This window comes from Caballeronia glebae (assembly GCF_001545035.1).
GTDB classification, from domain to species: Bacteria; Pseudomonadota; Gammaproteobacteria; order Burkholderiales; family Burkholderiaceae; genus Caballeronia; species Caballeronia glebae.
In genome coordinates this window covers 119,515-131,557 of the sequence record NZ_FCOJ02000006.1, presented here as the reverse complement: position 1 = coordinate 131,557, position 12,043 = coordinate 119,515, and the positions used below count along the sequence as shown (strand labels likewise).

Annotated in this window: 13 protein-coding genes and 1 tRNA gene; 6 read left to right on the top strand and 8 right to left on the bottom strand. The window is 62.6% G+C overall.

Annotation, left to right across the window (positions count from 1 at the left end; translation table 11 throughout):
• Positions 1–56: 56 nt before the first annotated feature.
• The 3 genes from AWB82_RS06275 (at position 57) to AWB82_RS06265 (ending at position 2,114) form a co-directional block, all read left to right on the top strand.
• Positions 57–959, top strand: coding sequence for an aldose epimerase family protein (locus AWB82_RS06275; RefSeq protein WP_086966285.1), 903 nt, complete (start codon positions 57–59; stop codon positions 957–959).
• A 112-nt stretch (positions 960–1,071) separates the two neighbouring features.
• Positions 1,072–1,764, top strand: a complete 693-nt coding sequence (locus AWB82_RS06270; RefSeq protein ID WP_086966284.1) for a peptidoglycan DD-metalloendopeptidase family protein — start codon at positions 1,072–1,074, stop codon at positions 1,762–1,764.
• A 29-nt stretch (positions 1,765–1,793) separates the two neighbouring features.
• Positions 1,794–2,114: a hypothetical protein gene (locus AWB82_RS06265; RefSeq protein WP_096031419.1), complete on the top strand. Its 321-nt coding sequence runs from the start codon at positions 1,794–1,796 to the stop codon at positions 2,112–2,114.
• 30 nt (positions 2,115–2,144) lie between these two features.
• Here the strand turns inward: AWB82_RS06265 and AWB82_RS38810 are convergent, their stop codons facing one another.
• The 3 genes from AWB82_RS38810 to AWB82_RS06260 all read right to left on the bottom strand — a co-directional run bounded on the left by AWB82_RS38810 (position 2,145) and on the right by AWB82_RS06260 (position 2,879).
• Positions 2,145–2,267: a DUF2147 domain-containing protein gene (locus AWB82_RS38810; protein ID WP_268811019.1), complete on the bottom strand. Its 123-nt coding sequence runs from the start codon at positions 2,265–2,267 to the stop codon at positions 2,145–2,147.
• A gap of 291 nt (positions 2,268–2,558) precedes the next feature.
• A complete protein-coding gene (locus tag AWB82_RS37585) occupies positions 2,559–2,732 on the bottom strand; it encodes a hypothetical protein (RefSeq protein WP_159462560.1) in 174 nt (57 codons plus the stop codon).
• A gap of 70 nt (positions 2,733–2,802) precedes the next feature.
• Positions 2,803–2,879, bottom strand: a tRNA-Pro gene (locus tag AWB82_RS06260).
• 106 nt (positions 2,880–2,985) lie between these two features.
• Between AWB82_RS06260 and AWB82_RS06255 the strand changes: the two genes are divergently transcribed.
• Both AWB82_RS06255 and AWB82_RS06250 read left to right on the top strand, forming a co-directional pair.
• Positions 2,986–3,444, top strand: a complete 459-nt coding sequence (locus tag AWB82_RS06255) for a SixA phosphatase family protein (protein ID WP_086966283.1) — start codon at positions 2,986–2,988, stop codon at positions 3,442–3,444.
• Between the two features lie 129 nt (positions 3,445–3,573).
• Positions 3,574–4,398 carry a GNAT family N-acetyltransferase gene (locus AWB82_RS06250; protein WP_086966282.1) on the top strand — a complete coding sequence of 275 codons (825 nt, stop codon included), beginning with the start codon at positions 3,574–3,576 and terminating at the stop codon, positions 4,396–4,398.
• A gap of 63 nt (positions 4,399–4,461) precedes the next feature.
• Here AWB82_RS06250 and ppx read toward each other — a convergent pair whose 3' ends face one another.
• Positions 4,462–5,973, bottom strand: coding sequence for an exopolyphosphatase (gene ppx / locus AWB82_RS06245; protein ID WP_086966281.1), 1,512 nt, complete (start codon positions 5,971–5,973; stop codon positions 4,462–4,464).
• Between the two features lie 252 nt (positions 5,974–6,225).
• On the opposite strand from ppx, the gene ppk1 reads away from it, so the two are divergent.
• Positions 6,226–8,289 (top strand): polyphosphate kinase 1, encoded by a 2,064-nt coding sequence (gene ppk1, locus AWB82_RS06240; protein WP_086966280.1) that lies wholly within the window; start codon positions 6,226–6,228, stop codon positions 8,287–8,289.
• Between the two features lie 22 nt (positions 8,290–8,311).
• Here ppk1 and phoR read toward each other — a convergent pair whose 3' ends face one another.
• The 4 genes from phoR to pstB all read right to left on the bottom strand — a co-directional run bounded on the left by phoR (position 8,312) and on the right by pstB (position 12,038).
• Positions 8,312–9,625: a phosphate regulon sensor histidine kinase PhoR gene (gene phoR / locus AWB82_RS06235; RefSeq protein WP_086966279.1), complete on the bottom strand. Its 1,314-nt coding sequence runs from the start codon at positions 9,623–9,625 to the stop codon at positions 8,312–8,314.
• 63 nt (positions 9,626–9,688) lie between these two features.
• Positions 9,689–10,390: a phosphate regulon transcriptional regulator PhoB gene (gene phoB / locus AWB82_RS06230; protein ID WP_044041449.1), complete on the bottom strand. Its 702-nt coding sequence runs from the start codon at positions 10,388–10,390 to the stop codon at positions 9,689–9,691.
• Between the two features lie 44 nt (positions 10,391–10,434).
• Entirely contained in the window at positions 10,435–11,139 is a 705-nt protein-coding gene (phoU, locus tag AWB82_RS06225) for a phosphate signaling complex protein PhoU (RefSeq protein WP_086966278.1), read from the bottom strand.
• Positions 11,140–11,177: 38 nt separating this feature from the next.
• Positions 11,178–12,038: a phosphate ABC transporter ATP-binding protein PstB gene (pstB, locus tag AWB82_RS06220; protein WP_086966277.1), complete on the bottom strand. Its 861-nt coding sequence runs from the start codon at positions 12,036–12,038 to the stop codon at positions 11,178–11,180.
• Positions 12,039–12,043 lie beyond the last annotated feature (5 nt).

Sequence of the window (12,043 nt, the reverse complement as noted above, 5' to 3'; positions counted from 1 at the left end):
AGCCGCGCCGTTCAAGCGTGCGCGGCGCCTCGCCATTCAACGGAGCACCCGCCATCATGTCACCGGAAACTGACGTCATCGAAATCGAGCGCGACGGCGCCGCCATTCAGCTCGCGCCGCGCGCGGGCGGACGGCTCATGACCTGGCGCGTCGGCGGCCAGCCGGTCGTCCACTGGCCCGACGCGCCGGACTGGTCCAATCCCGCGAAAATCCGCGGCGGCAATCCGCTGCTCTTTCCGTTTCTCGGGCGACATTTCGTCGATGGTGAAATCGGCAAATGGCGCGACCCGGAAGGCGTCGTGCATGCGCTGCCGACGCACGGCTTCGCGCGCAACCTGCCCTTTTCCTGCACGCGCGACGCCGACGGCCACGGTCTGCGCATGACGCTCGTCGACAGCGACGCCACGCGCGACGGCTATCCGTTCGCGTTCCGCTTCGAGGCGGCGTACCGCATCATCGACGGCAATACGCTCGAAGTCGAACTAACGACGTCGAATCCGGGCGAGGTCGCGCTGCCCTACTACGCCGGGCATCACTTTTATTTTCATCTGCCGCACGGCCAGCGCGCGGAGAGCAGCGTCGAGCTGCCGCGCACCGAGCGTCGCCGTCAGCTTCCGGACGGCTCGATCACCGAAGGCGAGCCCGGCCTGCCGCGTTATTCGCTCGCCGATCCGGGCATCGTCGATACGTTTCATTGCCTCACGCGCCAGTCCGACGAGCCGATGTTGCTGAAGCTGCCGGGCCTGAAGCGCACGATCAGCTTCGAGCTGCAGCAGCCGGATTCGGTGCCGTGGTACGCGGTCACGACCTGGACCGAATCGGATACCTCGGACTTCTATTGCGTCGAGCCGTGGATCGGCCTGCCCGACGCAATCCACAACGGGCGCGGTCTGCGCTGGCTCGCGCCGGGCAAGACGGAGACGGCTTCGTTGAGGCTCGTCGTCGCACCGGAGGCGTAGGCGAACCGGCGTCTTTCTGTACGGGGAAACCCGAGACGGTAAAATCCTGCCTTTCGACTCGCCGCGCGGCTGTGCCGGGCACTTCCCGCGGCGGTGCTTTGCGAGGTCAGGTTTGCAAAAAATAATTCGACGGCTCGTCTGCGCATCGCTCGTCGCAGTGCTGGCCGCTTGTGGAACGGGGCCGGTCGCGCCGGGTTTCTATCGCGTGGAGCGTGGGGACACGGTTTCCAAGATCGCGCGTGAGAATCGCACCACGATCGCGAACGTCAAGCGCTGGAACGGGCTGACGAATGCCGACGCCATCGAGGTCGGGCAGGTGCTGCGTATCGCGCCGCCGGCGGGCAGCGCGAGCGTCGCGAATTCGTCGGGTGCGGCGACTGCTGGCAGTACGAAGAGCGGCGCCAGCACGCAGGCGTCGGAGCCGAACAAGCCCGGGCCGGGCGTCAAGCTCGTGTGGCCCGCGCAGGGCAGCGTCATTCGCGGCTTCGACGGCAAGAATTCGAAGGGCATCGACATCGCCAATGCGGCGGGCACGCCCGTCGTCGCCGCCGCGACCGGCAATGTCGTCTACGCCGGCAACGGTCTGCGCGGCTACGGCAACATGCTGATCGTCAAGCATGACGACGAATATCTGACCGCCTACGCCCACAATCGCGTGCTTCTGGTGAAGGAAGGCCAGACGGTGCAGCAGGGCCAGCAAATCGCCGAAATGGGCGATACCGACAGCGATCGCACGATGCTGCATTTCGAAGTGCGCTACATGGGCCGCTCGACGGACCCCGCGCGCTATCTGCCGCCGCGGTGAAGACCCGGCGGTCGTTACGAGGAAAATCGATGAAATTGACGATGAGGATGAACACGGCCGCGCTCGGCGCGGCTCTGGCGCTAACCGGCGCGCTGGCCGGCTGTGCGAGCGGCCCGACGATGACCTATCTGCCTTCGGGCGATACCGGCTTCGCGATCAACTGCAGCGGCGGCGACGCCAGCACGAGCTGGGCGGCCTGCTACAAGCAGGCGGGCGAAATGTGCGGCGCGTATGGTTACGACGTGGTCTCGAAGGATACCGACAACGGCGCGACCGCGGGCGGCACTCTGGGCGGGATTCTCGGCGCGAACATCAAGAATCGCTCGATGGTCATCCGCTGCAAGCAGTGACGCTCGTGGCCCTCGCAGGCGGCGTTCGTCTTAGCGGTCTTTGCGCGCCCGCGTGCGCCAATGCCCCGACAGCGGATCGATACGCGCGGCAAACGCGATGAGCGATGCCACGGCAAGCGGGGCAACGGCGGCGAAAATCCAGAGCAGATTCATGGCAGATACAATTTGCAACAGATTCGGGCGATGATACCCGGCCGGCAAATGTTTCGCTGGATCAACACCTCTGATTTCGCGCGACGAGTAACGGTTTCCGATTACCGCTCGTTGCAACGCGCGCCGCTGCGTCCTTGCATCCCGTTACGCTCCGAAACAAGCGCATACACGCACGCCGCGCTCAAATTCCTACACTGACGTCAGCCCGCGCCAAACTCCGCGCGAACGGCTGGCGCGGGTCAGAAGCCCCGGTGCGTCCGCATCGGGGCTTCGCGTTTCCTGGGTCGCTGCCTACTGTGGTTTGGCCGGATCGGTGATCATCGAGGGCGGCGTCATGTCCGTCGGCACGCCCTTGTAGTCGGGCGGATCTTGCGGTACGTGCTTGTGTTGAGCCGGCTCCGCGCAAGCAGCCAGACCGAGCGCGAAGAATACGGCGCAGACGAAGGCGGAAACGGTACGCAACATGAGACTCCCGGACGAGCTTAGAAAAGACAAAGGGGTTACAAGCCGTAACTTGTAACCCCTTCGTGTATCGTGGTCGGAGCGATAGGATTCGAACCTACGACCCTCTGATCCCAAATCAGATGCGCTACCAGGCTGCGCTACGCTCCGACGAGCCGCAGATTGTAACGTGCCTCACGCACGTCCGCAATGCCCAACGCGGGCACGCATCTTTCTGCTACGTCCGAAAGCGAATCTCATCATTCGGAGACACTCGATGAACCTCATTCTCTGGCGACACGCCGAAGCGGAAGATCAGGCGTCGACCGATCTCGCGCGGCAGCTTACATCGCGCGGGCGCAAACAGGCGCAAGGCATCGCGAAGTGGCTGAAGCCGCGCATCGAGGGTGACGCCGTGCTGCTCGCCAGTCCCGCGACGCGCACGATCCAGACGGCGGAGGCCTTCGGCGACCGTTATCGCGTAATCGACGCGCTCGCGCCCGGCAACGGCGCGCAGGCGGCGCTCGATGCGGCCGGCTGGCCGGACGGCATCGCGGAGACGGTTGTCGTAATCGGGCATCAGCCGACGCTCGGTCACATCGCCGCGCTCATCATGACGGGACACGAAGCGGAATGGTCGATCAAGAAGTCGGGCATCTGGTGGTTCCAGTCCCGCACACGCGGCGGCGACGGCCACGGCGTGCTGCGCGCCGTGATCAATCCGGACCTGCTCTAGGCCCATAAGCTCGCGTTCATCCCGGTGTCGTTTCATCGAAACGTCATTGCGATGCCATGCGAGCGTCACCGTGCATTACTACATTGGCGAGGACTTGAAGCCACAGCAACGTCCTGTCGAGGAACGCCAATGCAAGATATGCCGACGCCTTTCCTGCAACGCGGAGCGTCATCGCTCTCGCTCGATTCGCGCCGTCACCTTCCACGCCCGTCGGAAACGAATACGGGCCGCGAGCGCCTGCAAGTTGCGTGGGCGCGTGACGACGACGCCCTGCACGACGCGCAGCGCCTGCGCTTTCGCGTGTTCTCCGAAGAAATGGGCGCGCGTCTTTCCGGCCCAGCCGGACTCGACGTCGACGCCTTCGACGCCTATTGCGATCACCTGCTCGTGCGCGATCTCGACACGCTGCAGGTAGTGGGCACGTATCGCGTGCTGCCGCCGCATCAGGCCGCGCGCGTCGGGCGTCTCTACGCCGAAAGCGAGTTCGACGTTTCGCGCCTCACGCACCTGCGTCCGAAGCTCGTCGAAGTGGGCCGCTCGTGCGTGCATCCGGACTATCGCAACGGCGCGGTCATCATGTCGCTGTGGGGCGGACTCGCCGCGCACATGATGCAAAACGGCTACGAAACGATGCTCGGCTGCGCGAGCGTCGGGATGATCGACGGCGGTCATTACGCGGCGAATCTCTATACCTCGCTGCCGGCCGATGCGCTCACCGCGCCCGAATACCGCGCGTTCCCGCATACGCCGCTGCCCGTCGAAGAGTTGCGCACCGGTGCGAACGTGAGCCCGCCGCCGCTCGTGAAGGGCTATCTGCGCCTCGGTGCGAAAATTTGCGGCGCGCCGGCCTGGGACCCCGATTTCAACACCGCCGATTTCCTCACGCTCTTCCGTCTCTGCGAGATCAACGCGCGATACGCGCGCCATTTCATCGGCGACATGCAGGGACGCTGAAGCCCTAAAACGCGCAAGGCCCCGTTCATTCGACGGGGCCTTGTCTTTTTTGCGGCGCTGAATTCAGTCGCCCGTGTACACCACGCGATAGGGCCGGCCGATCTTCTCCCATTCCATCGCTTCCTGAACGAGGCTGTAATCGGTGAGCGGATTATTCGTCACCCACTCGTTCGGCAGATGCACTTCGAAACCGCCGCCCGCCCTTCGCACCTCTATGCCGGGGAGCCCGACATCCGTGCGGCGGCGCGACAGCAGCGCCGCGAGCCGCAGACAGAAGAGCAGCGTCCACTCGACGTCGCGCGCCTGCGCGAGCTTGCCGAGCTTGCCCGCGTGTCCCAACACGAGCGCGGCGAGACGCGCCTGATCGGTACGCGAGAAACCCGGCATGTCGGCATTGCTCGCGATATACGCCGAATGCTTGTGATAGGCGCTATGCGCGATCGACAAGCCGATCTCGTGCAGCGAAGCGGCCCACGCGAGGAACATGCGGTTCTCCTCGCGCACGTCATCGTCGGGTTCGCCGAGTTGATCGTAGAAGCTGATCGCCAGATCGCCGATGCGTTCGGCCTGCGCGGCATCGACGGCATAGCGGCGCTTGAAGCCTTCGACCGTCACCGTGCGCATGTCCTGATGCTGCGAGCGCCCGAGCAAGTCGTAGAGCACGCCGAGGCGCAGCGCGGCATCGGTCGTGTCGGCATATTCGACGCCCAGTTCCTCGAACACGCCGAGCATGATCGACAAGCCGCCCGCCAGCACCGGTATGCGATCGGGCTTGAGCGCGACGAGCTTGAGCCGGTTGACGTTCTCCGCCTTGATGAGCGCGCGCTTTAACTTTTCCAGCCCGCCGCGTGAGATGCCGTGCGTGATGCCTTCGTCGTTGAAGCCGTTCGCCTCGATCAGTTCCGCGAGCGCGCGCGCCGTGCCCGACGAGCCGATCGCCTGATCCCAGCCGGTCCCCTTGTATTCGCTGGAGATGATCTGGATTTCACGCTTGGCGGCAAGCTCGGCCTGACGCATCGTGTATTCGTCGACGTTGCCGGCCGGGAAGAACTGACGGCTATGGCTCACGCAGCCGATATAGAGGCTCTCCATGTGGATCGGCGTGTAATGCGACCCGATGATGAATTCCGTCGAGCCGCCGCCGATATCGACCACGAGCCGCTTGCCCGCGCTCGCCGGCACCGAATGCGCGGCGCCCGCGTAGATGAGGCGCGCTTCCTCGCGCCCGGCGATGACTTCGATCGGAAAGCCGAGCGCCGCTTGCGCCTCGACGAGAAAGTCGTCCGCGTTCTTCGCGACGCGCAGCGTATTGGTGGCCACCGCGCGCACCTGGTCGGGATGGAAGTCGCGCAGACGCTCGCCGAAGCGCTTGAGCGCATCCCAGCCGCGCACCTGCGACGCGCGGTCGAGCATCTTGTCCTTCGACAGACCGCCGCCGAGGCGCACCGGCTCACGCAACGCGTCGACCTGATAGATCTGGCTGCCGGCGGGCGTTTCCTCGACTCGGCCGACGATCAACCGGAAACTGTTCGATCCGAGGTCGACCGCGGCAAGCAGATGGGGATGTGTGACCATCGGATATCCAGAAATCGTGAAGTGGGAAAGGCACTGTCACAGCGGCACTGTTGCAGCGCACGAATTCTATTCTATGCCGGGTTGACGCGCGGCCCTGGCGGTCTCGTGCGCAATCGCGCGTTCGCGCTAGCGACGCTATCGGCATTGTGAGTAGAATTTGTGACAATCGTTCTGTCATAAAAAATACATCATACTGTGAGAGCATCCGAAAGTTCCCTTGCCCATCTGATCGAGACTCCTTCCCTCCCTCCGATGTCCATACGCTATCCGCTATTCAACCGCGAACTGGGCATACTAGGTTTCAACGAGCGCGTCCTCGCGCAAGCCGCCGACACGACGGTTCCCCTGTTGGAACGCCTGCGTTTCATCTGCATCACCAGCAGCAATCTCGACGAATTCTTTGAAGTCCGCATGGCGGGACTGCAAGAACAAATGCGCGACAATCCCGGCTCGCTCTCGCCAGACGGCATGTCGCTGCAGCACGTCTACGACCTCGTCTCCGAACGCGCGCAGCGTCTCGTGCGCCAGCAATATTCGATGCTGCATGACATCGTGCTGCCCGCGCTCGAAATGGAAGGCATCTGGTTTCACGGTGCGGAAGACTGGACCGAGCAGCAGACCGCGTGGGCGCGCGCTTACTTTCAGAACGAACTGCTGCCGGTGCTGACGCCGATCGGGCTCGATCCCGCGCATCCGTTTCCGCGCGTGTTGAACAAGAGCCTGAACTTCGTCGTCGAGCTCGAAGGCACCGATGCCTTCGGCCGTCAGGCGATGATGGGCATCGTGCAGGCGCCGCGCGCGTTACCGCGGCTCGTGCGCATGCCCGAAGCGCTGTCGGGTTATCCGCATGGCTTCGTGCTGCTGAGTTCGTTCATGCAGCATTTCGTGAACGAACTGTTTCCGCATCTCATCGTGCGCGGTTGCAATCAGTTTCGCATCACGCGCAACAGCGAGCTTTTCGTCGACGAGGACGAGATCACCAACCTGCGCGTCGCGCTGCAGGGCGAATTGCCGGCGCGGCATCTGGGCAACGCGGTGCGTCTCGAAGTGTCGGCGGAAACGCCGCCGCATCTCGTGCAGCGTCTGCTCGACGAAAGTCAGTTGAGCGAACGCGATCTGTATCGCGTGAACGGGGCGGTGAATCTCGTGCGGCTCATGCAGTTGCCCGAAATGGTCGATCGTCCCGACCTCAAGTTCGTGCCGCATATTCCGTCGGTGCCGAAGGCGATCGCGAACACGTCGAATCTCTTCGATGCGATCGATCAGGGCGATATCCTGCTGCATCATCCTTACGAGAGTTTTCAGCCGGTGCTGGAGTTGTTGCTTCAGGCCGCGAAAGATCCGCAAGTCGTCGCGATCAAGCAGACCATCTATCGAACCGGCACCGATTCGCCGCTGATGGATGCGCTCATGCAGGCCGCGCGCAATGGCAAGGAAGTGACGGTCGTCGTGGAGCTGCTCGCGCGCTTCGACGAAGAGACGAACATCAACTGGGCGTCGCAGCTCGAAGCGGTGGGCGCGCACGTGGTGTACGGCGTCGTCGGCCACAAGTGCCACGCGAAGATGATGCTGATCGTGCGGCGCGTGTCGCAAGGCGGCAAGCTCGTGCTGAAGCGTTATGCGCATCTTGGCACGGGCAACTATCATCCGCGCACGGCGCGTCTTTATACCGACTTTGGCCTGCTGACGTCCGATCAGGAAATGTGCGAGGACGTGCATCACGTCTTCCAGCAACTGACGGGCATCGGCGGCGAGATTGCGCTGCATCAGTTATGGCAATCGCCTTTCACGCTGCACGCAAAGCTGATCGATGCGATTCGCGCCGAAGCCGAGCATGCGCGCGCGGGAAGACGTGCGCGCATCGTCGCGAAGATGAATGCCTTATTGGAACCTACCGTCATTGCCGCGCTTTACGAGGCTTCGCATGCGGGCGTGAAGATCGATCTGATCGTGCGCGGAGTTTGCTCGCTCAAGCCCGGCGTGGAGGATCTTTCGGAGAACATAACAGTTCGGTCGATCGTCGGGCGCTTTCTCGAACATCATCGCATCTTCTATTTTTATGCGAACGGCAAGGAAGACGTGTTTCTGTCGAGCGCCGACTGGATGGATCGCAACTTCTTCCGCCGGGTGGAAGTGGCGTTCCCTATTCGCGATCGCCGGCTGAAGCGGCGGGTTATCGCCGAAGGCTTGTCGGTGTGTCTCGGCGACAATCAATCGGCGTGGGTCATGCAAAGCGATGGACACTATCGCAAGCGTCGCGCGGGGAAATCGATTCGTAACGCGCAGTTGGGATTGCTCGCGAAGTTCTGTTCTTGACGCTTGCTTCGCGGGTGGTTCGTTACGCCGCCAGCGATTTCCTCAACGCCGTGCGCGATCCCGGAAACCGCACGATGAACATACTCCCCTTCCCCACTTCGCTCTTCACGTCGAGCTCCGCGTTGTGCCGTTGCAGCACATGCTTGACGATGGCAAGCCCAAGCCCGGTACCGCCCGTATCCCGCGACCGGCTGCGATCCACGCGATAAAAACGTTCGGTCAAGCGCGGAATATGCTCGGCGGGAATGCCGAGCCCGCTATCGCGCACCGTGAATACCGCGCGATCTTTCATGCGCTGCCACGTCACCTCGATCGTCCCGCCGTCCGGCGTATAGCGCACCGCGTTCGTGACGAGATTGCCGAGCGCGCTCATCACTTCGGTCTCGACGCCCGCGACCGTCAGCGCATCGTCGCTATGAAAAGCGATGCGATGCCGCCCGTTCGACAGATTGTTCGCGTCGTCTTCCAGATGACGCAGCACCGCGCGCATGTCGAGAAGCTCGTCGCCGGGCGGGCGCATATCGCCTTCGAGATTGGCGAGCACGAGCAGATCGCGCACGATGTTCTGCATGCGGGACGCCTGCTGCTCCATCATGTCGAGATAACGCATGCGATCGGCTTCATCGAGCGGCAATTCGCGCATGGTTTCGAGAAAGCCCGAGAGCACCGTGAGCGGCGTCTTCAACTCATGCGAGACATTGGCGACGAAGTCGCGGCGCATCGAATCCGTGCGCTCCAGCTCCGTGATGTCCTGCGTCAGAAGCAGCTTGCGATGGTCGCCATACGGAAACACCTGCACCGAAACCGTGTATTTGCGATTCACGCCCATGCCGCGCATCACGAGCATCTCTTCGTAATGGTGCGCGTTCAGATAGCGGACGAAATCCGGACTGCGCACGAGATGCGTGATGTGCTGACGCAAGTCGCGCTTCGCATCGAGGCCGAAGTGCTTCTCGGCGATGGCGTTGCACCACTCGATCTGATCGTGATCGTCGAGCATCGCGACGCCGTTCGGTGACGCCTGGATCGCCTGAATGAAGCGCGCATGCTGTTGCTCGACCTGACGCACTTGCGCGTGCCAGCGCTTCGCGAGCTTGTGCAGACGGTAGTAGATTTCGCCCCAGATGCCGAGCGCGCTCGGCACCTCGCCATAGACCGGCGCTTCGAGCAGGCGCCACAGGCGCTGCATGTGATACGTGATGAAGATGCCTTGCACGACGAGCATGATCACCGCGAAGGCGAGCGCGATGCGCACGCCCGCGAACGCGCCGATCGCGGCGCTGAGCACGGCGAGCAGCGCGAGGGACACGATCGCACGCGTCCAGATGATGTTCATGTTGGCGGCGAGCCTGAGTGACGTTGATGCGGCAAGTTAAAGCGGATGACGCTGAACCAGAATTCAAGCGCTTTTCGCGAGCCGGTATCCGCTGCCGCGCACCGTTTCGATCATAGCATCGCAACCCGCCGGCTTGAGCGCGGCGCGCAGACGCTTGATATGCACATCGACCGTGCGCTCCTCGACGAACACGTGATCGCCCCACACCTGATCCAGCAATTGCGTGCGGCTATGCACGCGCTCCGGATGCGTCATGAAGAAATGCAGCAGCCGGAATTCGGTCGGGCCGAGATCGAGCTTGATGTCGTTGCCCGAATGACTCGCCGCCACGCGATGCGTCGCCGGGTCCAGACGCAGTCCGTTGATCGCGACCACGTCTTCGGTCAACTGCGGCGCGCGGCGGCGCAGAACCGCCTTGATACGCGCCATCAGCTCTTTCGGCGAAAAGGGCTTGGTCACGTAATCGTCCGCGCCGATTTCGAGGCCGAGCACCTTGTCCTGCTCGTCGCCGCGCGCCGTCAGCATGATGATCGGGATGTGCTTCGTGCGCTCGTTGTTGCGCAGATCGCGCGCGAACGCGATGCCCGACTTGCCCGGCAACATCCAGTCGAGCAGCACGAGATCGGGCAACACATCACTGATCAGGTTTTGCGCCTGTTCCGCGTTATACGCACGAATCGGGCAATGTCCCGCATGCTGAAGATTCACCGAAATCAGTTCGGAGATCGCGGGTTCGTCTTCGACGACGAGGATACTGCTGGGCATCGGCACCTCTTGACCTTTTGCTTGAAATGAAGCGATTGCGCTGATTAACTCAGCGCCTCTCGTTCGAGCTGATCGCGCGAAATATGCCGCACGTCGGTGCCCTTCACGATATAGATGATGAACTCCGCGATGTTCTTCGCGTGATCGCCGATACGCTCCACCGCCTTCGCGATGAACAGATAGTCGAGGCCCGCGGAAATCGTGCGCGGGTCTTCCATCATGTACGTCACGAGCTTGCGCACGAAGGCGCGGAATTCATCGTCGATGGCCTTGTCGTCGCGCACGATCTGCGCGGCGGCGACCGTGTCGAGACGCGCGAACGCATCGAGCGCGCGGCGCAGGATCGACACCGCCATCTCGCCCGAGAGCTTGATCTCGGCAATGTTCACCGTGCGGCCCACGCCGTCTTCGTTGATGCGCTTCACGCGCTTGGCGATCTTCTCGGCCTCGTCGCCGGCGCGTTCGAGATTGGTGATGGTCTTCGAGATCGCCATGAGCAGACGCAGGTCGCGCGCGGCGGGCTGACGGCGCGCGATGATGTTGCTGCACTCCTCGTCGATCTCCACTTCCATCGTGTTCAGACGCACTTCGGCCGCGATCACCTGATCAGCAATGCCAATGTCGAATTCGTTCAGCGCCTGCATCGCGTTGATGATCTGCGACTCGACGAGACCGCCCATTTCCAGCACTTTCGACGACACTGCGTTGAGGTCGGCGTCGAACTGGCTCGAAAGATGTTTATCGGACATATCTGCTCCCAGAATCTTATGTTTCACCTGGCTGACGATCAGCCGAAGCGGCCCGTGATGTAGTCTTCCGTTTCCTTGCGGGCCGGCTTGATGAAGATCTTTTCGGTGTCGCCGAACTCGATCAATTCACCGAGGTACATATAGGCAGTGTAGTCCGAACAACGCGCCGCCTGCTGCATGTTGTGCGTGACGATGACGACCGTGTAGTCGCTTTTCAGCTCGGCGATCAGCTCTTCGATGCGGCCCGTCGAAATCGGGTCGAGCGCCGAGCAAGGCTCGTCGAGCAACAGCACTTCCGGGCGAATGGCGATGCCGCGCGCGATGCACAGACGCTGCTGCTGACCGCCCGACAAACCGTAGCCGCTCTGCTGCAGCTTGTCCTTTACTTCGGTCCAGAGCGCGGCCTTGGTGAGCGCCCATTCGACGCGGTCATCCATTTCCGAACGCGACAGTTGCTCGAACATCTTCACGCCGAACGCGATGTTGTCGTAGATCGACATCGGAAACGGCGTCGGCTTCTGAAACACCATGCCGACGCGCGCGCGCAAGAGCGAGATGTCGCGCGTCGTGTCGAGCAGGTTCGCGCCGTCCATCAGGATCTCGCCCTCGGCGCGCTGCTCGGGATAAAGCGCATACATCTTGTTGAACGTGCGCAAAAGCGTGGACTTGCCGCAACCCGACGGACCGATAAAAGCCGTGACTTTCTTCTCGGGAATGCGCAGGTTGATGTTCTTCAGCGCGTGATACTTGTTGTAGAAAAAATTGAGGTTGTTCACCTCGATCTTCGGCTTGATGGAATCCGCCGGCGGCGAGCTGTGCGCCGGACGCACGCTGCCCGGCGCCGAAGCGCGCTCGACTGGCTTTTCCTGGTGGTTGACACCGCTTTCGACCATGTTCATGGAAT